A 21,590-nucleotide genomic window follows, 5' to 3' on the forward strand; every position below is an offset into this window, starting at 1 on the left:
ACGAGGGCGATGGCCCGCAGCGCCGCCCTGAACTCCTGCGGTGGGATGTCAGATCGCCTGCCCATGCCGTCGTGCGGCGGATCGAGATAGGTGGGGGAGGTCTGCAGGCAGGCCAGCAGCGTGCCGTCGATGCGCGGGCGCATCTCGCCCACGAGCGATTCGATCCAGGGGGAGGGGTCGCGGGCGAGGATCTGGTGGTAGAGCATCAGCTCGGTGTGCTCGGCCTCTCGCGAGATCAGGCCGAGGTCCTGGCCGAGCACCTCCCGTACGGCGTCGCCGAAGTCGTCGCGGCCCATCGCGACGCCGTTGATGAGCACCTCGGTGCCCGGCTGGACGGCGCACACCGCCGTGCGCAGCCGCCGCACCACGTCCGCGATGAGCGCGCACTTCCAGGACGTCCACTCCGCCCGCAGCTCATGCTGGAGGATCGCCGCGGCCCTGACCGGGTCGTGCACCGGCAGGTCGTTGCCGGTGGACTGGCTGAACCCGCGCAGGCAACGCTCGCAGAAGCAGTATTCCTTGATCTCGGCCCGGGTGCGCCGGGGCGTCCACGCCTCCCAGAACCCGGGGAAGCGGATGAAGTTGAGGAACACCCCGTCCGGTCGCAGATCGTCCACCACCTCGGACAGGATCTCCGCCCGTCGCGCCACATGGGCGGGGTCGGACGGGCACAGTCCCACGTACCAGTCGAAGGGCCTCATCACACTCGCGTCGGAGGCGATCGGCCGCAGCTCCGGACGGGCCCAGTACTCGCCCGGCTGGAAGTACACGGCGGTCGCCTCGAAGACGCGCAGCCCGCGTTCGCGCAGGTGGTCGCGGAAGCGGTGGTCGTCGTAGCCGGGCGGCGGCCCGAGCTGCTCGACGCCGCTGCCGGGGATCGGGTCGCGCCGGTTCTGCACCACGACCCAGTCGACGCCCTGTTCCTCCAGCCGGCGTGCGGCGGCGGTCTCGTCGAGGCCGTACTGGTTCGTCCATTCGAAGCCGTACAGCTTCATGGCGACGGTGGGGGTCATGCCGCCTCCTTCCTGACCCGGCTGATCGCTGACAGCAGGCCGGGGCGGTCGACGTCGGCGGTGTTCAGCGTGGTCGTCACGGCGCCGGTGTGCATGACGAGCAGCCGGCTGGTCAGCGCCAGCAGCTCGTCCAGGTCGTCGGAGATCAGGACGACGGCCACGCCGTCGCGGGCGAGCCGCTCGATCTGGCGGGCGATCTCGGCCTTGGCCCCCACGTCGACGCCCGCGGTCGGCTGGTCCAGCAGCAGCACCTTGGGGCCGGCGGAGGCGGCGCGCGCCAGCAGCACCTTCTGGGCGTTGCCGCCGGACAGCGTGTCGACGATCCGGCCGCTGTCGGCGGGCCTGACCTGGAAACGTTTGACGGCGTCGGCGACCAGGCGGCGGCGGGCCGCGCGCCGGACCAGGCCGGCCCGCGTCAGCGCGCCGCCGAGCGCGGTGAGCTCGATGTTGTCCTGGACGGTGCCGGTCATCACGAGCCCCTGCGTCTTGCGGTCCTCGGGGATCAGCAGCACCCCGGCACGCGCGGCGCGGGCAGGGGTACGGCGGCGCAGCGCACGGCCGGCGACGGCGACCGTCCCGGTGCTCGGCGCGGCGCCGACGATCGCCTTGGCCAGGCGGCTGCGGCCCGATCCGACCAGGCCGGCGATGCCGACGATCTCGCCTGGCGCGACGCGCAGGGAGACGGGCGGGCGGCCGGCGACCACGAGATCCGTCACCTCCAGCCCCGGCGTCCCGGCACCGGCACGAGACGCGACGCCTCCGGCTGCAGGCGTGGCGGGTGACGTGGCGCCGTCGGGTGCAGGCGTGGCGGGTGACGTGACGCCGTCGGGTGCAGGCGTGGCGGGTGACGTGGCGCCCTCGGCTGGAGGCGCGGCCGGTGACATGACGCCGCCGGCCGAGGGGGTGGCCGCGGCGGCGCGCCGGTGGTCGGCGGCGTCGTCGCCGACGAGGAGCCGGGCCAGGCCGTCGGCGTCCGTCTCGCCCGCCTCCAGCCGCGCGACGACGTCGCCGTCGCGCAGCACCGTGATGCGGTCCGCGACCGAGGTGATCTCGTCCAGGAAGTGGCTGATGTAGACGATGCCGACGCCCCGCTCCGCGAGGTCCCGCATGATCGCGAAGAGGCGCTCGCGTTCGCCGGGGGCGAGCCGGGCCGTGGGCTCGTCCATCACCAGGATGCGCGGCTCCTGGGCCAGGGCGCGGACGATCTCGGTGAGCTGCTGGCCCGCGACGCCGAGCCGTCCGACGGGCTGGTCCATCGGCAGGTCGATGCCGACCCGCGCCGCCTCGCGGGCGGAGCGGGCGGCCAGCTCCCTGTGGTCGACCAGCGCCGCCGCGCCGAGCCGGGGCTCGCGGCCGAGCGCGATGTTCTCGGCCACGGTGAGCTGTGGGACGAGCGAGAAGTCCTGGTAGATGACCGCGATGCCGTGTTCTATCGCCTCTTTCGGCGTACGTACGGAGACGGGCTCGCCGTCGATGGCGATGGTGCCCTCGTGGTCGGGGTGCACGCCGCCGAGGATCTTCATGAGCGTGCTCTTGCCCGCCCCGTTGTGCCCGATGAGCGCGTGGATCTCGCCGTGCTCGACGGTGAGGTCGACGCCGTGCAGCACCTCGCCGGAGGCGAAGCTCTTGCGGATCCCGGTCATCTCCAGGATGGCCATCATTCCCCCCAGGCTGCCTTGTACTGCTCGACGTTGTCCTTGGTGATGGTGGGCAGGTCCAGGTACGCGTTCGGCTGCGGAACCGCCGACTGGTTCCCCTTCAGCCACTCCACGGCGTACTTGATCGCGTTCTCGCCCTGGGGCGCCGGGTCCTGGTTGACGCTGCCGTACACGGTGCCGTCGGAGATGGCCTTGCGCACGTCGGCGGGGAAGTCGCCGACGATGAACTTCACGTCGGTGCGCCCGCTCTTCTGGACGTTCGCCGCGCCCGAGACGCCTTCGGGGCCCTGGCTGACGATCGCGCTGAGCTGCCCCTTGGGGTACTTGGACAGGTAGTCCTGGGTGATGGCCAGGGCCTTGGCGTTGTCCCAGTCGGCCGCCTGCTCAGAGACGATCTTGATGCCGGGGTGCTGCTTGAGGACGTCCATCAGGCCGGCCTTGCGCTGGATCTGCGCGGAGGTGCCGAGCTTGCCGGTGATGTAGCCGACGTTGCCGCTCTCGCCGATGGCCTTGACCAGGAGCTCGCCCTGCCCCTTGCCGAAGGTGTAGTCGTCCACGCCCACGTAGGTGACGATCTTGCCGCCCGAGTTGACGTCGGCCTGCGTGTTGACCGCCATGACGGGGATGTTGGCGTTGTTGGCCTGAAGGACGGCCGGGATGATGCCCTTCGGGTCGCTCGGGCTGATCAGGATCAGATCGAACTTCTCCGCGACGAACTGCTGGACCACGGAGATCTCGTTGGCCAGGTCGCCGTTGCCGCTGCGGATGTCGACCTGTGCGCCGAGCTGCTGGGCGGTCTCGCGTTCCTTCTTGATGAGGTTGGAGTAGAACGGCACCGAGGTGTCGAAGATCATGTGGCCGATCTTGAAGGTCTTCGCCGTGCCGGCGGCGGTGCTCTCGCTCGGCTCGCTGCCGCAGGCGGTGACGCTCAGGGCCAGGGCGGCGACGACGCCGACGACGGCTTTCCAGCGCGGGACCCGCCGGGGGAGTGTGTTCATGTTCATGGCTCTTTCTCAGGTCTGGGACGCGCGCTTGCGCTGGTAGCTGTCGATGCCGACGGCGACGAGGATGACCACGCCGGTGACGGCCGGTTGCCAGTAGGAGGACACGCCCAGCAGGTTGAGGGCGTTGGCGACGACGCCGAGCAGCAGGGTGCCGAGCACCGCCGAGCTGACCCGGCCCGCCCCGCCGGCCAGCGGAACCCCGCCGACGACGACGGCGGCGATCGCCGACAGCGGCCACGTGGTCGCGGAGTTCGGCTGGCCGATGCCGGTCTGGGTGACCAGGACGAGGCCGGCGATGCCCGCGCACAGGGCGCCGAAGACGTAGGCCAGCAGGAGGATGCGGTCGGCGTTGACGCCGGCCAGGCGGGCGGCTTGCCGGTTGCCGCCGACCGCGTACAGGTAGTGGCCGAAGCGGGTGAAGCGCAGCATCGCCCAGGTCGCGACGATCACGCCCAGGAAGATCAGCGCGACCGTGGGGATGCCGCCGACGCGCGACTGGCCGAACACCGCGAACTCCGGTGGCAGGCCGTACACGGGGGCGGCGGACGTGGACACGTACAGGATGCCCGTGACCAGCACCTGGGTGCCCAGCGTCGCCACGAACGGGCTGATGCCGACTTTGGCGATGGCGATGCCGTTGACCAGCCCGACCGCGACGGCCAGCAGCAACGCCCCGGCGATGCCGAGCACCGGCGAGGTCTGCCCGACCAGCCAGGCCGTGGCGACGCTGGTCATCGCGCCGACCGCGCCCACCGACAGGTCGAAACCGCCGGTCACGATCATGACGAGCATGCCGCAGGCGACGATGCCGATCATCGCGTTCTGCTGGAGGATGTTGGCGATGTTGTTCCAGTTGCGGAACTCCGGCGTCGTGATGAGCAGGACGACCAGGAGCAAGGTGAAGACGGCCGGAAGCGCGTAACGCGACGCCGCACCCGGCAGCTGCGGCGGGCGCCAGCGGGTGGCGGCCTGCTGCGCAGGCGGAGACGCTGCTGACATGGGAGGAACTCCTTGGGGTGAGAGAGGGCGGCGATCCGCTCAGTGGAAGGCCCGGGGCAGCTCGTCGAGGTTGACGTCGGCCTGCTGCTGGGCGAACACCAGGGCTCCCAGCACCTCGGCCCGGTCGCCGAGGCTGGCGGCGGCGACGCGCACCTGCTTGGCCGCCGCGGGGATCGCGTTCCTGGCGACCGCGACGCGCATCGGCTCCAGTAACACCTCGCCCGCGGCGCTGAGCTCACCGCCGAGGACGATGCGGTCGGGGTTGAGATGGTTGCAGAGATCGCCGAGCGCGCGGCCGATCGTCGTGCCCGCGTCGGACAGCGCCCGCCGGCAGCCGACGTCGCCGGCCTCCGACAGCTCGAGGATGCGGGCCAGGGTCAGCTCACCGTGCGAGAACCTCAGCGATTCCCGCAGGGCGCGGCCGGTGGCGAACGCCTCCAGGCATCCACGCCCGCCGCAGCGGCACATGGGGCCGTCCTCCTTGACCACGACGTGCCCCAGCTCACCGGCGATACCGCCCGCGCCGCGGAACAGATAGCCGTTCAGGACGAGCGAGGAGCCGATTCCGGACGACAGCCGGATGTAGACCATGACGTCGGCGTCCGCGGCGGCGCCGAAGGTGAACTCACCGAGCGCGCCGAGGTTGGCGTCGTTGTCCAGGAAGAGCGGATAGGGCAGCCGGGAGCCCAGCTCGGCCGCGACGTCGAGCCCGACCCAGGACTGCAGGATGGCCCCCGCGTGTAACGTTCCAGTCTTGCGGTCGTAGGGGCCCGGAATCCCGACCCCGCCGGCGACCACCGACGCGACCGGCCGTCCCACCTCCTGGAGCAGCTCGCCGGCCATCTCGGCGGCGGTGTCGAAGGCCGTGTGCGGCGCCGCGTCGAGGTCCAGCTCCAGGTATCGCTCGCCGAGGATCTTGTAGGACAGATCCGCCACGGCCACCCGGACATGGAAATGCCCGTAGTCGACGCCTATCAGCGTGCCGCTCGGGCGAGTCAGGGCCAGGCCCGTTCCCGGCCGCCCCGGCCCGCTGGAACGCGGCAATTCGACCTCGACCACGCTGCCCTCGGCCAGCAGGTCGTTGACCACCGCCGAGATCGTCGTGCGGGACAACCCGGTCTCCTGCGCCAGCCGGGAGCGGGACGCGGTTCCCAGGCGTGACAGGGTCTCGATCACCCGCTGCCGGTTGTGGTCGCGAAGCTGCGCCAGCCCTGAAGTCATGGCCCGGGACTCTAATTAGCATGTCCGAAATATGTCAATACACTGTCCTAAACTTCCCGGCGAAACCGCCGGAGCCGTGACTAATTGCCGCCAGGTGTGGCTGCGAAGCGTTGAACCCGCAGGTCACGCGTCAGCTTCCGGTGAGACGACGCCCACTGAAGAGGGCTTGTCTTCACAACCATCCACGCTGTAACGTGCGGCTACCGAAACAGTTATCGATAACAGCACGAAGAGTAGCCAAGCATGCAACGGTACAAGCCAGGCCGGCGTCCGGATCGACGCGCTGATCGTCTCGCCGGTCAGGCGCTGGTGGCCAGATCGACCGGCCGTACCTGGTGGGCCAGGGGGAGCCCGGCCGTGAAGCGTTCCAGCTCCTCCACCACGCACCGGCCGAGCCGTTCCAGCTCGTTGCCCAGCGACCCGGCGATGTGCGGGGTCAGGAAGACGTTCGGCAGCCCGTAGAGGGGGTGCCCGGCGGGCAGCGGTTCGGGGACGGTGACGTCGAGGACGGCGCTGATCCGGCCGCTGGCCAGCTCGTCGGTGAGGGCGTCGTGGTCGATGAGGTTGCCGCGGGCGGTGTTGATGAGCACGCCGCCGTCCGGGATGAGCGCCAGCCGGTCGCGGTCGAGCATCCGGTGGGTCTCGGGGGTGTCGGGTGCGTGCAGGGTGATGATGTCGCTGCCGCGAAGCAGGTCGTCCAGGGGGAGCGGGACGGCGCCGAGCGCCGCCGCGTCCGTCACGTAGGGGTCGTACAGGGCGACCCGCAGGTCGAAGGGGCGCAGCAGGTCCAGCACGCGGCGGCCGACGCGGGAGGCGCCGATGACGCCGACGCGGCGGCCGTGGTTGCCCAGCGCGGCGCTGTCGGCGGCCGTGGGGTAGCGGTGCTCCTCCTGGTAGCGGCGCGACCAGGTGAAGGCGTCCTTGCCGGCCAGGAGGATGGCGCCGAGGGTGTATTCGGCGACCGGCAGGGCGTTGGCCTGCGCGGCGCTGGAGATGGTCAGCCCCCGCCGCCAGAAGGTGTCGCTCACCAGGTGCCGTACGCTGCCCGCCGCGTGCAGCACCGTGCGCAGCCGCGGCATGGCGGCCAGCGCTGCCTCGTCCAGGGGCGGGCAGCCCCATCCGGTGATCAGCGCCTCGGTCCCCGCCAGCGTGGGATCGGCGAGATCGCGCGCGACGAACCCCGGATCGATCCTGACCAAGCTCCGCAGCCGGCTCATCAGCGGAGCGGGGAACAGGCCGGACAGGTGCACGGGGTCCATGGCGAACACGGCTTCGGGCAGCGGGGAAGAAGACATGGTTTCCTAGCTCGGAAGAGGGTGCGGGCTTGCTGTCGCTCCCGGTGGATCACCATGAAACTAGTATCATCCCGGTGCGCCGCGCAACAAGGGGCTGCCCGGCCAGGATCAGGGGGCGGACTGCCGGACGATCAGCTCGGTCGGCAGCTCGACGTGCCCCGTGGCCTCCTCCAGGCCCAGGGCCAGCCGCGCCCCCCGCACGCCCACCTCCCAGAACGGCGCCCGTACGGTGGTCAGCGCGGGCGTCAGGTCCACGACCAGGGGCATGTCGTCGAAGCCCACCACGGCCACATCGCCGGGGATCGCCAGGCCGAGGCTGCGCGCGGCCCGGTAGGCGCCGATGGCGACGCCGTCGGTGAGCCCGACCACCGCCGTGGGCCGGTCCGTGCGGCGCAGCAGGTCGCGGCAGCCGTGCTCGGCCGGCTCGGTCTCGTTGGGGCACTCGACGACCAGCGACGGGTCCAGCGCCAGGCCGGCGTCCCGCAGGCCCAGCTCGTAGCCGCGCAGGCGTTGCAGCGGGGTGGTCTTGTCCGGCTCGTAGCCGGCGAAGGCGATCCGGCGGTGCCCCGCCGCGGTGAGATGGTTGACGGCGGCCCGCACGCCGCCGACCTGGTCGTAGTCGACGGTCAGCACGTTCGGGACGCCGGGGACGGCCGGATGCCCGCACAGCACCAGGCGGGCGCCGATCGTCTCCAGGTCGCGGGCGTACTCGGCGATGCGCCGGTCGACGGCCGCGCCGGTCGCGGTGGAGCCGGCCAGCAGGATGCCGGCGGCGCGCTGCTCCCGCAGGGTCTCCAGCAGGTCGCGCTCGCGGGTGACGTCGGCGCCGGTGGTGCTCACGATGAACAGGTTGCCCTGCTCGGTGGCGACGCTCTCGGCGCCGGCGGCCATCGCGGCGAAGGTCGGGCCGATCATGTGGCTGGCGACGAAGGCCACCGAGCGCCGGCCGCGTCCCATCATGGCCTGGGCGAGGCCGTTGACCACGTACCCGAGCTCCTCCGCGGCGGCGAGGACCCGCTCGCGGGTGTCGGGGCGCACGAGCGGGCTGCCGGCGAAGACCCGCGACGCGGTCGCGGGGGAGACGCCCGCGCGGGCGGCCACGTCACGCAGGTTCGCCACCGAGGTCGGGGCGGGGCCGCGCGTTCCGCGCTGCCTGCTCGAAGCGTTGGGACGCGGCGTCATGCCGGTCATTGTAGGCACTCCCACGGTTGATGATCGGGCCGCGAAGCGTGTCACGGTTCGGTAAGGGTCGGGTGGCCGAGCGAGACGGCCCTTGACGCTTCACGGCAGTGACTCGTAATTTACCGCTCTGAAACTAGTTGCAATGCCGATGCAACGCCACGCGACGGAGCGGGCCCGCACCGGCGGCTGTTGCGCTACTCGATGCCTGCGGGGGCCGGGCCGAAGGACGAAGCAATGGCGGGACACGAAGCTCTCGAAGGAGAAGAACATGCGCGCAGCTGGAACGCGAAGGTCAGGCGCACGGCTTCCGAGCCGCATCGGGCGTCGCGCGGTCGCCGTGGCGGCGGCCGCCGGCCTGCTGGGCGGCGCGCTCACCGCCTGCGGCAGCGATGGCGCCTCGTCGAGGAAGACCGAGATCCGGCTGACGTACGCCACCGGCGACGAGACGGGCAACGCCATCATCAAGGCGGTGACCGAGGCGTACAACGCGCGCAGCAAGACCACCAGCGTCCGGCTGGACCCGCTGCCCGCCGGCACCGACTACGCCACGGCCGTCAAGACGATGGACGCCACCGGCAACTGGCCGGCGATCATCGACATGCGCGACACGGCGACCTACATCGCCGCGAAGAAGCTCGCGCCGCTCCCCGCCCAGGTCACCTCGCTGCTCAGTGACGACGTCTACGGCAAGGCGGCGGACGGCAACGTCTACACCACCCCCATGAACGCCATGAACGGCGAGAGCGGCATCAACATCGTCTACGACAAGGACTACTTCGCCCAGAACGGGCTGAAGGTGCCGGCCACCTACGCCGAGTTCATCGCGCTGCTGCAGGCCATCAAGGACAAGGGCCAGACCCCGCTGGCCACCGCCGCCGGCGAGATCTGGCCGAGCGACCAGCTCTGGAAGCCCCTGGCCGCGCCGGTCTTCGCCGAGTGGAGCGACAAGGGCGGGTTCTGGAACGCCGTGACGGAGGGCAAGGCCTCGATCGAGGACCTGCGCGAACCCCTGGAACGGCTCAAGCACATCACCGACACCTACGTGCTCAAGGGCTGGCAGTCCACGGCGGACGCGCAGACCACGACGCTGCTGGTCAACCACAAGGCGGTGATGGCGACCTCGTCGGCGGGCATCGGCCGCCTGACCGACATCAAGAAGGTCGACCCCGAGTTCAACGCGGGATTGTTCGTCATCCCGGACGACGAGGGCAACCTCGACGTCCTGAAGTACTCGGTCAACGGCGACCTCGCCATGGGCTGGGCCATCTCCGCCCAGGCGCAGAAGAACAAGGTCCAGTACGACGCGGCCGTCGACTTCCTGACCTACTGGTACTCGGTCGAGGCCGGAAACCTCATGGAGAAGACCGGCGGCCTGGCCCCGAACATCAAGCGGGCCGGGGAGATCACCCGCAACACCTCCACCCCCGGGGCGCAGGACTACTTCGACCTGCTGAAGAACCCCAAGCTGGTCTGGTACGACAACGACATCGAATCGACCAAGTTCAGCGCGTTCAACACCTTCTTCCGCCAGACGCGGATCGAGATGCAGGACGGCCAGATCACGGTGGACCAGGCCGTCGCCAAGGCGCAGGCCGAGTTCGACAAGAGCGTCAAGCAGGGCTGAGGCCGGGCCGGGAAGGTGAGTGGAAGGTGCGACGAGGGATGTGTGAGTGGAAAGGACACCGGTCATGAGCGCCGCCGGGCGTACCACGGCGGTGGCGGCGAGACCGGCGAGCCCCGCGAGTGACCGGCCCGAGCCGCCGGTCAGGGGGCGGGCGTCGCGGCGGCGGCGGACGGCGATGCTCCTGTTCATCGTGCCGGCCCTGGTGTTCTACGCCGTGCTGGTCATCGCGCCGTCCCTGCAGTCGATCCAGATCAGCCTGACCGACTGGGACGGCGTCAACCCGGCCTACGGCTACGTCGGGCTGGGCAACTACGAGGAGATCCTGGGCAGCGAGCGGTTCTGGAACGCCGTCCGCAACACCATGCTGCTCGGGCTCGGCTCGGCGCTGGTCATCAACGCGATCTCGCTGGCCGTGGCGCTGCTGCTCGACCGGCTGCGCCACCTGCAGGGCCTGTTCCGCACCGCGGTGTACCTGCCGGCCCTGGTCAGCGGCTTCATCGCGGCGACCATCTGGAAGTACATCCTCAACTTCAACTTCGGCGTGGTGAACACCACCCTCCAGGACCTCGGCCTGGAGTCGTGGGCGCTGGACTGGCTCGGCGACAGCGACCTGGTCGTCTGGGTGCTGCTGTTCATCATCTGCTTCACCCTCGGCGGCAACACCACGCTCATCTACCTGGCCAACCTGCAGTCGGTGCCGCCGGAGATGATCGAGGCGGCGCGCATCGACGGCGCCTCCGGGCGGCAGGTGTTCCGCTACGTCACCTGGCCCATGCTGGCGGGCTCGGTGACGGTCAACCTGACGCTCGCGCTGATCGCCGGATGGACCATCTTCGACCAGGTGATGGTGCTGACCGCGGGCGGCCCCGGCTTCGTCAGCGAGACGATGGCGTTCTTCATCTACAAGGTCGGCTTCGGCGAGTACCGGGCGGGCTACGGCAGCGCCGCCGCCGTGGTCCTGTTCCTCGTCGTGCTGGTCAGCACGGTGCTGGCCAACCGGTACATGCGCGGCAGGGAGATCCAGGCATGAGCGGCCCGCGCAAGCAGCGCGAACGGTACACGGCGGGCGAGATCGTGGCGATGGCGGTGCTCACCGTCCTCGTCGTGGCGGTCGCCTTCCCGGTCCTGTACGCGCTGCTCAACTCCTTCAGGACCTACGCCGACATCACCCGCGACCCGATGGGCCTGCCCACCTCGTTCAGCCTGGACAACTACGTGCGGCTGTTCCAGGACACCGACTACGGCCAGGCCGTGCTCAACACCCTCGTCATCACCATCGGCACGATCGCGCTGCTGCTGGCGGTGGTGCCGATGGCGGCCTACGGGATCGAACGGCTGGGCGGCCGCTCCTCGCGGCTGATCTACCTGTTCTTCATCGCCGGGCTGATGATCCCGTTCCAGGTGCGGATGATCCCGCTCGTCTCCGGCATGGACCAGGCCGGCCTGTACGGCACGCTGACCAGCGTCATCCTGGTGCACGTGGGCGGCTCGGCGTCGTTCGGCGTCCTGCTGTACTGCAGTTTCATCAAGAGCGTGCCCGTCCAGGTCGAGGAGGCCGCGTACGTGGACGGCGCCGGGCGGCTGCGCACCTTCTGGTCCATCGTCTTCCCCATGCTCCTGCCCGCCACGTCCGCGTTCGTCATCATCCAGGCGCTGTCGCTATGGAACGACTTCTTCATCCCCCTGGTCATGCTGGACACCACCTCGGCGGGCACGATCAACATCGCCATCAACCGGATGGTCGGCCTGCTCAGCTCCCGGTGGGAGCTCATCTACACCGGCGCCATCCTGGCCATCATCCCGTCCGTGCTCATCTTCACCGCCTTCCAGCGCTACTTCGTCAAGGGCATGTCGATCGGCGCGGTGAAGGGATGAGGATCACCCTGGACGGGCCGGTCGCCAGGACCGCCCTCGTCGTGTGGAGCCTGTTCGCCGCCTCGGCCTGCTTCGTCGCGTGCTGCCTGCCGTACCTGCTGTTCGAGCGGCTGATCGGCTGGCAGGCCAGCCACGGCGCGCTCTGGCTCGGCGCGCTCAGCCTGACCCCGGTCGGGCCGGGGCTGCGCGGGCTGCTCGCGTCCGCGCACGCCATGGTGGACGCCCGCGGCCACGCGGACGCCCCCGTGCGCCGCTTCGCCACGGCCATCCGGCACAGCTCCCAGGGCTTGCGCACGCTGTGGTGGGCGCTGCCCGCGCTGGCCCTGCTGCTCGGCTACGACCTCGCCCTCTACGGCACGACGGTCCCGGCCATGCCGATCCTCGTCGTCGCCGCGGGCGGGCTGCTCGCGTTGATCCTTATCGCCGCGTCCCTCGCCGGCACGGACGAGCACCGGCTGCCGGCGCTGCTGAACCGGGTGCTGAAGGCGGGCGTCCGCCGTCCGTACCTGCCGCTGACCTGGGTGTTCCTGTTGTCGCTCGCGCTGCTGGCGACCAGGCTGCCCCTCGTCGGCCCCAGCCTCCTGCTCTTCGCCCCCGCCACGTGGGCGGTGGCCGTGGACGTGGTCAACCGGGTCTGGGGTCAGCCTGGCGTCGCACGAGGCGTCGCACGAAAGGAAAGCTGACGCGATGACCGAGGCCCGTACGGTGTCCTGGATCCAGAGCACCCGGCATGCCCGCTGGGAGGCCAGGCCGCCCATCCGGCCGCAGGAGCTGACCGGCCCGCCGGATGTCGCCGTCCTGGAGGACCGCCCCAAGCAGGTGGTGGAGGGGATCGGGGTCAGCTTTAGCGAGCTGAGCTGGCAGACGCTCAACCAGCTCGACGAACAGAGCCGCGACTCCATCATGCGGGACCTGTTCGCGGACGGAGCAGGAGCCAACCTCACCATGGGCCGGCTCCCGATCGGCGCCAACGACTTCTCGCGGGGCTGGTACTCCTACGACGAGACCGACGGGGACTTCGGCCTGGCGAAGTTCAGCATCGACAACGACTGGGACACCCTCATCCCGTTCGTCCACGCCGCTCTGGCGCACCGGCCGGAGCTCACGCTGTGGGCATCGCCGTGGAGCCCGCCCACTTGGCTGAAAACGAACGGCCACTATGCCGCCGGCAAGCCGCTGCCCTGGCAGCACGACGTCGAGAACGGCCTCCGTGACGATCAGGTCGGTCTCGAAGGAACCGACATGATGATCCAGGACGACCGTTACCTGCGTACCTATGCCGCCTACTTCGGCGCCTACGTCGATGCCTATCGAAAGGCGGGCATCCGCGTGCGGATGGTCATGCCGCAGAACGAGTTCAACTCCGCGCAGGTCTTCCCCAGCTGTACCTGGACGCCGGAAGGCCTTGCGCGTTTCATCGCCATTCTCGGGCCCGAGATGGAGAGCCGAGGCGTCGAGACGTTCGTCGGCACGATGGAACGGGCGGACCACCGCCTGATCGAGGCGGTGCTCGACGATCCGGCCGCCTCCAGGTACGTCGTCGGCGCCGGGTTCCAGTGGGCGGGCAAACACGCCGTGGCGCCGATCCGCAGCCACTATCCGTGGCTGCGCGTCTACCAGACCGAGCAGGAGTGCGGAGACGGGAAGAACGACTGGCGCTACTGCCGGTACGCCTGGACCCAACTGCGTGACTACTTCCGCGACGGCGCTCACGCGTACACGTACTGGAACCTGGCCCTGCCGCCGGGAGGCCGCAGCCGCTGGGGATGGCCACAGAACTCCCTGGTCACCGTCCATGCCGACGGCACCTACACCTACAACGCCGAGTACCACCTCCTCAAGCACGTCAGCCACCACCTCCAGGCGGGCGCGCGCTTCGTCGACACGTTGAGCGTCAACGGGTACGAGAACCAGATCGCCTTCCGCAACCCCGACGGCGGCATCGTCATCGTCCTGCACAACGATTCCGCTGACGAGATGCACATCGACCTGGCGGTCGGCGGGAAGCTCCTGCCCGTGACGCTCGCGCCCGACTCGTTCCACACCCTGCACGTGGAGCCCGCGCCGGGGTGACCGGCGCGGGCCCGCACTGTCAGGGCAGGAGGAGCACTCGCGTCTGGCGGGGCCCGACGCTCACCGCGGCGGTGAGGGAGACGGTCGCGCCGGTGACCAGGTCGGTCGCCGTTGTGTAGCCGGCCGGACCGGTGAACTGGTACGTCGTGCCGCTGGTGGCGTTCATCGCGATCACATAGCGCCCGTACTCGCAGTGGTAGAAGTTCCCGAGCCCGGCAAACGGGTGCTCCGTCCCCACCGAGGGCTGGGTGACGCCTGCGGGGACCTTCGCCACCGGCAGCACCTCGCCCGCGAAGCCCTGGGTCAGCGCGCCGCCGGGCGGGGCGATGCCGCCGTTGCCGAACTCGAAGTTCACCCGGTTGGGCACCGTGTAGCGCTGGCCGGAGTCGGTGAAGCGCACGTTCTGGCGGACGGTGGCGGACCGCTCCCAGACGGGCGTGACCAGGTGGATCCGGGCGAAGCTGTTGACGGCGTAGCGGGCCCGCCAGTACAGGGAGGCGTACAGGCGCTCGTCGCCGCGCTTCACGGCGACGACGCCGTTGTCGACGTCGGCGAAGACGAAATCAGGGCGGCCGTCGGTCATCGGCAGGACCACACCGGTGGCCGCCCGGCCGGTGATGGTGGCGTACTGGCCGGGCACCGCCAGGAGCGTCAACGTGATGTCCGTCCTGCTGTTGCCGCGCATCGCCGACACGTCGCGCCAGAACTGGCCGTCGGCCAGCATCTGCTGGGCGTAGCCGGTCAGGGCGGCGTCGTTGACGGCGGCGGCGAGCAGGGCCGAGCAGGTGGCGGTGGAATTGCCCCCGTAGGTGGTCTTGCCGGGGTAGTCGTTGTCGCGCCAGCCGGTCACGGTCTCGTGCACCATGCCGCGATAGCCGCCGTCGTCCCGGATGGGATAGCGGAACGGAGCGCGGGCCTTGGCGATCTTCACGAACTGGTCGCGGACGGCGGCGGTGCCGCAGGCGGCGAGGATCTCGGCGGCCCAGCCGAGGATCTCGTCGCCGTAGTTGCCCACGTAGCCCAGCTCCTTGCCGAGCCCGGCGGCGGTCACCACGTAGTGGGCGGAGCCGAGCGGCAGCGTCGAGGTTCCGTCGGCGCGGTCGGGCCCGCGCCATGGCTCCAGGCCGATCGCCTCGCGCGGGTAGCGCAGGGCGCGGGACTCGGGCCAGGCGAGGGAGGAGCCGAGCGTGGTCAGCGCCTGGTTGGCGTAGTAGATGCCCAGGTCCACGATCATGGACTGGTTGGTGTACGAGCGGCGGTTCTGCCGCCAGTACTCGCGGCCGGCGTTCATGAGGGTGGCGTAGGCGGCCCTGCGGGTCGTCGACCCGAGGTTCTGGTCGAGGTGCGGCGCCAGTTGCGCGGCGAGCAGGGTGATCGCCCGTCCGGCGCGGCCGTAGCCCATCCAGTCTCCGGTGACCAGGGTGCTGTCGGCCTGGTGAGCTGCGACCAGGGCGTCGAGCCCGGCGACCACCGAGGTGACGGCGGACGCGTTGCGGTAGGCACTGGTCCAGGAGGTGTTGTAGGCGATGGCCAGCACCAGGTTGCGGGTGGCGTCGGTGCTGGAGCCCGCCATCCAGGAGGTCAGCCGTGAGTTGAGGGTGGTCTTGAGCGCGTCGAGGACCTCGGCGCCGGGTGAGGTGCGCGCCGGGGCGTTCCGCACCAGCGAGGCCGGGCCCTGCGGGTCCGTCGAGCCGAGCGTGAGGAACGGCGCGGTGTGCGTGTAGAGGCGGTAGACCGCGCGCGTGGGCTGGTCGAGGGGGTAGTAGTACGACTCCGCGGTGGTGCCGCCGCCGTAGATCCTGCCCATGGACCTGATCTGCACCACGACGGAGCTCTTGCCCTGCGTGAGCGAGATCGGCAAGGGGACGGTGTGGTAGAGGAACCGGCCGCTGATCCGCGGGTAGCCGCCGGGGATGTCCAGCGGGTCCACCGCGCCGAGGTGGTAGTGGCCGATCTGCTCGCCCTCGCAGAAGAGCATGAGCCGGCCGGGGGCGGTGGCGGCGTACTCGGAGCCGTCGAGCTTGACCGTCACGTAGACCGGCAGGGCCGGGTCCACCGCCATGCGCATGGACAGGGTGCCGCCCCACACCTCGGCGGGGTTCTTGGGGAGCAGGCGGCGGGCGGGCTGGCCGATCAGGCCCGCCGCCGACGAGGAGAAGGTCTGGCTGAGTGAGTGGGCCGACTCGGACGCGGTGTTGCCGAAGATGATGGTGTCGAGGGCCGCGGCGGCGGGTCCCGCGACCGCCGCAGCCCCGGCGGTCCAGGCGGGGATCAGGGTGCCGCCCGCGACCGCGGTCGAGGTCAGGAGGAAGCCGCGCCTGGTGAAGGCGGCGGCGGGGGACGGGCGGTGCGCGTGATCTGTCATGACTCGTCCTTCCATCTGGTGCGGGCGGACGCCACGTACATGGCTTCGGGACCAGGCGCTCAGGCAGGGCCGGCCCGTCATACCCCTCAGAGACGGGCACGCGAAGGCGTGTGCGGCTCCTCGGTCCGTGCTTGCGGGATCCAGATGCGCATGGCCGACGGCCCGCGTCGCGCCCAGCGGCGATACGGGATCAGCGGGATCGCGCGCTCCTCGCCCGTGCTGTGGTGCCGCAGGTTCGCCAGTGCGGCGCCGTCATCGGCCAGCGACACGAACGCCGCATCCTCCAGCGCCCATCCGGACGGCAGATCAGCCGACTCCAGCGCCAGCACCTCCGGCCCACGCTGGACGGCGACGCAACCGCGCACGGCGTCGATCCGGTGATCCGGCCGGCTCACGCGGGCACGCAGGTCCAGGGTGAGCTCGACGGTGTCGCCCTGCCGCCACACCCTCGACAGCCGCGGTCGCGAGGCGGAGACGACCGTGCCGTTCAGTGACAGCCGGGTCCCGGCGGACCAGTCGGGGACGCGCAGGCTGATCGACGCGGGAACGGCGGGCGCCCGCACCACGGTGAGCCTGATCGTCCCGGTGCGGGGATAGTCCGTCGCCAGCTCCACGACGAACGGCTCGCCGGCCACCGTCGCGCTGATGGTGGACGACGCGTACTGCTGGACGTGGACACCGTCGGCCGTGGTGGTGGCGAGGTAGCCGTCGAGGGCGGCGAGGGTGCGGGCGAGGTTGGGCGCGCAGCAGGAGACCTCGTACCAGGGCTGGCGGGTCCCGGCACCGCCGCGGATGCCGACGCCCTCGTCGTTGACCGCCACCTCGCTGCCGGGGTGTCGCTGGTGCAGGGTGTTGGCATAGAAGAAGGAGCGGCCGTCGTCGCCGGGCGAGGTCGCGAGGATGTTGTAGAGGGTGCGTTCGATCAGGTCGGCGTAGCGTGACTGGCCGGTGGCCAGCAGCAGCCGCTGGCTGAACATGATGGACGCCACGCCGGCGCAGGTCTCGCAATAGGCGCGGTCGGGCGGCAGTACGAAGTCGTCGCCGAACGCCTCGTCCATGTGATGCGAGCCCATCCCGCCGGTGATGTACGTGCGCCGGGCGACGGTGTTGTCCCACTGGGTCTTCAGCGCCTCGAGCAGCTCGTCGTCACCGGTCTCGACGGCGACGTCCACGGCACCGGCGGCGAGGTAGAGCGCGCGGACGGCGTGTCCCCGCAGCACGGTGGCCTTGCGGACGGGCAGGTCGTCCTGTGCGAACGCGCGCCCGAACTCGATCAGCGGCAGGGTGCCGTGGCCGCGCCGCTCGACGAACAACGCCGCCTGCTCCAGGTAGCGGGGCTGCCCGGTCGTCCGATGGAGGGCGACCAGCGCCAGCTCGATCTCGGCGTGGCCGCAGACCCGGTTGAGGCCGTCCGGGCCGAACATGACGCACACGTGGTCGGCCAGACGCAGGGCCACGTCCAGCAGCGTGTTCGTGCCGTACGCGCGGTGGTGGGCGACCGCGGCCTGGATGAGGTGGCCGAAGCAGTACAGCTCGTGTCCCCAGGTGAAGTCGCTGTAGCGGGGCCGTTGCCAACGGCGGCCGAAAAGGGTGTGCAGGTAACCATCAGGCTCCTGGGCGGCGGCCACCCGCCGGACCAGGTCGTCGGCGACGGCGTCCAGGTCGCCGGCGCCGGACCGGGCGTGTTCCCACGAGATCGCCTCGATGATCTTGTAGATCTCGGAGTCGGCGAACTCCCGTCCGCGGTGCTCGTAGGGGTCTCCGGCGGCGGCGTGGTCGAAGTTGGCGACCCAGCCGAGGCGTTCCATCCAGTGCACCGCGTGCGGGATGATCGCCGACCGGTTGAGCTCCTGGAGGTGAGCCCAGAAGCCGCCGGTGAGCTGGGAGTTTGCGGGGATCATGGTGCTGTCTCTCCTTCTGCGGCTGGCTCCGCCGGCGTTCCCCCGCCAGTTGCAACTAGTTTCAGAACGGTAAAGTAGGAGTCGGGTGGCAGGTCGTCAAGAGGGCCGCTTCTGAAACCGCGCCGGAGTCCCGCATCTCCGTCAGGGCTCGGCGGCAGCGGGCCGCAAGTCGGCGGTGTTACGGGCTTGTTGCGACGGCTGAGTTGATGATACTAGTTTCATCAGTCGGCTGAACCGGGCGACACAACGCCGGCCCGAACCGGCGCGGCCCGGCCGCACCCTCGTGGAGGAACTGAGACGCCTCGCCGCAGAGCTCCCGCCGGCGGGCAACCGGCCGGCGCGCACTCACCCCCCAAAGGAGCCCCACCATGTCCCAACCCCTGGACCGCAGGTCCGTCCTCAAGCTCGCCGGAGGCACGGCCGCCGCCACCGCGGGTGGCTGGCTGTGGCAGGCCGCTCCCGCCGGCGCGGCCACGTCCCCACCGTCCCCAGCGGACGCCCCGGGCGCGCTGGACACCGTCGTCTTCGGCGATCAGGGCTCCGAGGCCGCTCATGGCCTGGTCGCGAAGGACTCGGACGTGCTGACAGGAGGTCTCGGCCAGCCGGCTCGCGTGCTGAAGCCGTTGGAGACACCCGGATTCTTCGGCGGCACGGTGACCGTGACCCTGGCCTGCCGTCCCACCGGACCCACGTACGTGACGATCAAGCTCTGGGGCGGGGACGCCGGCGAGGACCTGGGCCGCCTGCACCTGCTCGCCGAGGGCAAGCAGGTCGGCCACTACCACCTGGGCGCCGTGGACCCGCTGGACATCGCCGGACGGGAACCGCGTACTCCGGGACGCTTCTACTTCCACACGCTCCCGCTGCCGCCCGAGCTCACCGCGGGCAAGACCAGCCTCACCCTGGAGATCCGCTCGATGGGCTGGATCCCGGTCTACGCCGGCACCCCGGACACCTACTTCCGCGCCCTGACCCGTCCGTCCAGGGGCATCTATCGCCTGTACACCCACCAGCAGCCGCACTTCGACCTCGGCGCCGACGACCTGACCGGCTCGATCGCCGGCACGCCGGTGCGCACCACGCCCGGCAGGGAAGTGCTGGACACGATCGACGCCCGCGTGGCCGCCCGGGTGCGCAGCGAGCTCAACCGCACCTCGGTCCAGGGCAACCTGGACTACCTCGACGTCCTGGCCCGCGCCTACGACCTGCCGTACACCGAGGCCCACCAGAACCCGGCCGTGGTCGCCCAGATCGTGCAGAGCGTGGACAACCACTACCGCAGGCACCTCGCCGACCCGGCGGTGATCCAGGGCAACTGGATGGGCGCCGGCATCGTCGCCCAGTTCCTCCTCCAGCTCAAGGACGCCCTGATCTCGCGGCTCGACGCCCCGCTCACCGGGGAGCCCGCGGTGCTCAGCAACCCGGGCTTCGACGACGGCCACGGCTATCCGACCGGCTGGCGCGGCAACACCTGGACCGGCTCGGGCACGGCCACCCGCGACGCCACCGTGAAGCGCGGCGACGGGGCCTCAGCGAAGATCACCGTCCCGTCCGCCGGCGTCGTCGGCCTCGTCCCGCACAGCAGGATCCCGATCGGTCCCGGAGCCCACACCTACAGTGCCTGGATCAGGACCGAGAACGTGAGCGCCGATGGCGCCTACCTGGACGTGCTCTTCTACGACGCCGCAGGCAAGGTCATCGGCGCGGAGAAGAAGGTCTTCGCCGCCGCCGGCACCCACGAGTGGGAGCAGGTCACCACCTCCCTCGACACCCCCGTCGGCGCCGTCGCCGTGGAGATGCAGGTCCGGTTGAAGGGGCCGGGGACCGCATGGTTCGACGACCTGACGCTCACCCCACCCGCCGGCGCGGGCTACGAGCCGGTCATCCGCCGCGACGCCTGGCGCAGGATGCTGCTGGACAGCCGTGAGTACTGGAGGAGGAACCGGCGCTCGTACACCAACCAGACGATGATCGTCGACCTCGGCATCTACCTCGCCGACCGCGGCCTGGAAGTCCTCGGCGCAGCCGAGGCGTGGGGTGAGAAGCGGGCGCGCCGCTACCTCTACGAGGCCGTCGGCCTCACCCCCTGGCTCGGCCCCGAGGACGAGCGGGGCACCCCGAGCAGGCCCCTCGGCGGCTCCTATTACCAGGTCACCAAGAAGGGCCTGACCAAGGAGCTCGGATACGTCGGCAGCTACGGCGAGGTTCAGGGCTGGCTCAGGCTCATCCACGAGGTGGTCACCGTCTTCGGCGGCGTCCGCGACGACCGGCTGCGCGACCACCTCGTCAAGATCGCCAAGACCCGCGGCTACTTCCATCACCCCGCCCTGGACGCGGACGGATACCGCACGATGCGGCTGGAGGCGCTCACCGGCTGGCGTGACCCGCTGTACCCGGGCAAGCGCGTCTACGACCAGGCCCAGAGCTGGGAAGGGCAGCCCATGCAGCTCGCCGCCCTGCTCAAGGATCCGGACCTGATCGCCCAGACCCGGCAGGCGATCGCGGACAACCAGCTGTTCAGCATCCTGCTGGAGGCGCACAACGCCGCCAACAGCGCCGTCGTCGACCGGAACCTGCTGTCGGTCAGACGCGACTACGAGGTCATCACCACCGCCCGGGCCGGCAAGCGCCTGCTGCCCATGACCCCCGGACAGCCGGACCTCGTCTTCGCCGACGAGGAGAACGCCGTGGTCGCCGTCAAGCACGGCGACGAGATCCTCTACGTCTCCCTGTACTGGCGCGCTCGCTGGGGCGTCAACCGCCTGGCCCGCATCCACCACCTCACCCCCGACGGCATCGAACGCTCCGGCACCGTCTGGCAGGAGGTGGAGGTCATCGGCGACGGCCGTGCCCACACCGAACCCGACTGGGTCAACTGGGAGTTCTCCGTCGGCGCCGACGCCCCCATCCCGCCAGGCGGCTTCCCGCCGCCGGGCGAGCCCGTCCATCAGGCGTTCGCCGGGCAGAAGCTGCCGCTCGCCGCCGCGCCGCCGGACGTGCCCGCCTCCGGAGTCGGGGAGGAGACCCCGTACGTCGGGCGGGCCGCCTTCTACCGGTGCCAGTACGGGCCGTACCTCATCGCCATGAACACCACCGGCAACCGCAGGTACACCTTCACCACCGAGGGCTTCGGCCCTTCGGTGAACCTCGTCACCGGCGCCCAGGTCCGTGACGACGCGAAACTGACGGTGCCGCCGCAGACCACGATCGTGCTGCGCCGCCGCTGACCGGATCCGCGTCACCGCAGTTGAGCTGGGCCAAGTCCGTGTTGGACCATCGGGCCCGGCACCGCCGCACCGCTCCAGATCGGACGCGGACACTGAGGGACCGGCGAGCCGGCGTGGAGTTCAAGGAAGAATCGCAACTCCGTGCAGGCGCGC

15 protein-coding genes are annotated in these 21,590 nt (G+C 70.6%); 6 read left to right on the forward strand and 9 right to left on the reverse strand.

Annotated features, from left to right (window positions below):
* The 7 genes from ABD331_RS59195 to ABD331_RS59225 form a co-directional block, all read right to left on the reverse strand.
* Positions 1 to 1,013 (reverse strand): hypothetical protein (locus tag ABD331_RS59195; RefSeq protein ID WP_344496153.1); only part of this gene is annotated, 1,013 nt, incomplete at its 3' end.
* The gene (locus ABD331_RS59200; RefSeq protein WP_344496155.1) at positions 1,010 to 2,674 is read right to left on the reverse strand and encodes a sugar ABC transporter ATP-binding protein; all 1,665 of its coding nucleotides are present in this window, start codon (positions 2,672 to 2,674) and stop codon (positions 1,010 to 1,012) included. The genes ABD331_RS59200 and ABD331_RS59195, both read right to left, overlap by 4 nt.
* Positions 2,671 to 3,669, reverse strand: a complete 999-nt coding sequence (locus tag ABD331_RS59205) for a sugar ABC transporter substrate-binding protein (protein ID WP_344496157.1) — start codon at positions 3,667 to 3,669, stop codon at positions 2,671 to 2,673. Before ABD331_RS59205 ends, ABD331_RS59200 begins: the two co-directional genes overlap by 4 nt.
* Before the next feature lie 15 nt (positions 3,670 to 3,684).
* On the reverse strand, positions 3,685 to 4,674 hold the full coding sequence (locus tag ABD331_RS59210; protein WP_344496159.1) for an ABC transporter permease: 990 nt from the start codon (positions 4,672 to 4,674) through the stop codon (positions 3,685 to 3,687).
* Between the two features lie 39 nt (positions 4,675 to 4,713).
* Positions 4,714 to 5,895 carry an ROK family transcriptional regulator gene (locus tag ABD331_RS59215; RefSeq protein WP_344496161.1) on the reverse strand — a complete coding sequence of 394 codons (1,182 nt, stop codon included), beginning with the start codon at positions 5,893 to 5,895 and terminating at the stop codon, positions 4,714 to 4,716.
* 299 nt (positions 5,896 to 6,194) lie between these two features.
* Positions 6,195 to 7,190, reverse strand: a complete 996-nt coding sequence (locus ABD331_RS59220) for a hydroxyacid dehydrogenase (RefSeq protein ID WP_344496163.1) — start codon at positions 7,188 to 7,190, stop codon at positions 6,195 to 6,197.
* A gap of 108 nt (positions 7,191 to 7,298) precedes the next feature.
* On the reverse strand, positions 7,299 to 8,372 hold the full coding sequence (locus ABD331_RS59225; protein ID WP_344496165.1) for a LacI family DNA-binding transcriptional regulator: 1,074 nt from the start codon (positions 8,370 to 8,372) through the stop codon (positions 7,299 to 7,301).
* 268 nt (positions 8,373 to 8,640) lie between these two features.
* Between ABD331_RS59225 and ABD331_RS59230 the strand changes: the two genes are divergently transcribed.
* From ABD331_RS59230 to ABD331_RS59250, 5 genes are all read left to right on the forward strand, one after another.
* Positions 8,641 to 9,996, forward strand: a complete 1,356-nt coding sequence (locus ABD331_RS59230; protein ID WP_344496167.1) for an ABC transporter substrate-binding protein — start codon at positions 8,641 to 8,643, stop codon at positions 9,994 to 9,996.
* Between the two features lie 64 nt (positions 9,997 to 10,060).
* Positions 10,061 to 11,026, forward strand: a complete 966-nt coding sequence (locus ABD331_RS59235; RefSeq protein ID WP_344496169.1) for a carbohydrate ABC transporter permease — start codon at positions 10,061 to 10,063, stop codon at positions 11,024 to 11,026.
* Entirely contained in the window at positions 11,023 to 11,871 is an 849-nt protein-coding gene (locus ABD331_RS59240) for a carbohydrate ABC transporter permease (protein ID WP_344496171.1), read from the forward strand. Before ABD331_RS59235 ends, ABD331_RS59240 begins: the two co-directional genes overlap by 4 nt.
* Entirely contained in the window at positions 11,868 to 12,554 is a 687-nt protein-coding gene (locus ABD331_RS59245; protein WP_344496173.1) for a hypothetical protein, read from the forward strand. Before ABD331_RS59240 ends, ABD331_RS59245 begins: the two co-directional genes overlap by 4 nt.
* Positions 12,555 to 12,558: 4 nt before the next feature.
* Positions 12,559 to 13,944, forward strand: coding sequence for a glycoside hydrolase family 30 protein (locus ABD331_RS59250; protein WP_344496175.1), 1,386 nt, complete (start codon positions 12,559 to 12,561; stop codon positions 13,942 to 13,944).
* 19 nt (positions 13,945 to 13,963) lie between these two features.
* Here ABD331_RS59250 and ABD331_RS59255 read toward each other — a convergent pair whose 3' ends face one another.
* Together ABD331_RS59255 and ABD331_RS59260 are read right to left on the reverse strand one after the other, a co-directional pair.
* Positions 13,964 to 16,309 (reverse strand): hypothetical protein, encoded by a 2,346-nt coding sequence (locus tag ABD331_RS59255; RefSeq protein ID WP_344496176.1) that lies wholly within the window; start codon positions 16,307 to 16,309, stop codon positions 13,964 to 13,966.
* A gap of 86 nt (positions 16,310 to 16,395) precedes the next feature.
* Entirely contained in the window at positions 16,396 to 18,210 is a 1,815-nt protein-coding gene (locus tag ABD331_RS59260) for a glycoside hydrolase family 127 protein (RefSeq protein ID WP_344496178.1), read from the reverse strand.
* A gap of 368 nt (positions 18,211 to 18,578) precedes the next feature.
* On the opposite strand from ABD331_RS59260, the gene ABD331_RS59265 reads away from it, so the two are divergent.
* Positions 18,579 to 21,437 (forward strand): hypothetical protein, encoded by a 2,859-nt coding sequence (locus ABD331_RS59265; protein ID WP_344496180.1) that lies wholly within the window; start codon positions 18,579 to 18,581, stop codon positions 21,435 to 21,437.
* The last annotated feature ends 153 nt before the right edge of the window (positions 21,438 to 21,590 follow it).

This window comes from Nonomuraea monospora, from assembly GCF_039531895.1.
GTDB lineage: Bacteria > Actinomycetota > Actinomycetes > Streptosporangiales > Streptosporangiaceae > Nonomuraea > Nonomuraea monospora.

Excerpts from the sequence above, each read along its gene's own strand:
- ABD331_RS59210 (WP_344496159.1), bottom strand. The coding sequence starts at position 4,674 with ATGTCAGCAGCGTCTCCGCCTGCGCAGCAGGCCGCCACCCGCTGGCGC.
- ABD331_RS59265 (WP_344496180.1), top strand. The coding sequence starts at position 18,579 with ATGTCCCAACCCCTGGACCGCAGGTCCGTCCTCAAGCTCGCCGGAGGC.
- ABD331_RS59230 (WP_344496167.1), top strand. The coding sequence starts at position 8,641 with ATGCGCGCAGCTGGAACGCGAAGGTCAGGCGCACGGCTTCCGAGCCGC.
- ABD331_RS59225 (WP_344496165.1), bottom strand. The coding sequence starts at position 8,372 with ATGACGCCGCGTCCCAACGCTTCGAGCAGGCAGCGCGGAACGCGCGGC.
- ABD331_RS59260 (WP_344496178.1), bottom strand. The coding sequence starts at position 18,210 with ATGATCCCCGCAAACTCCCAGCTCACCGGCGGCTTCTGGGCTCACCTC.
- ABD331_RS59220 (WP_344496163.1), bottom strand. The coding sequence starts at position 7,190 with ATGTCTTCTTCCCCGCTGCCCGAAGCCGTGTTCGCCATGGACCCCGTG.
- ABD331_RS59245 (WP_344496173.1), top strand. The coding sequence starts at position 11,868 with ATGAGGATCACCCTGGACGGGCCGGTCGCCAGGACCGCCCTCGTCGTG.
- ABD331_RS59255 (WP_344496176.1), bottom strand. The coding sequence starts at position 16,309 with ATGACAGATCACGCGCACCGCCCGTCCCCCGCCGCCGCCTTCACCAGG.
- ABD331_RS59215 (WP_344496161.1), bottom strand. The coding sequence starts at position 5,895 with ATGACTTCAGGGCTGGCGCAGCTTCGCGACCACAACCGGCAGCGGGTG.
- ABD331_RS59250 (WP_344496175.1), top strand. The coding sequence starts at position 12,559 with ATGACCGAGGCCCGTACGGTGTCCTGGATCCAGAGCACCCGGCATGCC.
- ABD331_RS59235 (WP_344496169.1), top strand. The coding sequence starts at position 10,061 with ATGAGCGCCGCCGGGCGTACCACGGCGGTGGCGGCGAGACCGGCGAGC.
- ABD331_RS59200 (WP_344496155.1), bottom strand. The coding sequence starts at position 2,674 with ATGATGGCCATCCTGGAGATGACCGGGATCCGCAAGAGCTTCGCCTCC.
- ABD331_RS59205 (WP_344496157.1), bottom strand. The coding sequence starts at position 3,669 with ATGAACACACTCCCCCGGCGGGTCCCGCGCTGGAAAGCCGTCGTCGGC.
- ABD331_RS59240 (WP_344496171.1), top strand. The coding sequence starts at position 11,023 with ATGAGCGGCCCGCGCAAGCAGCGCGAACGGTACACGGCGGGCGAGATC.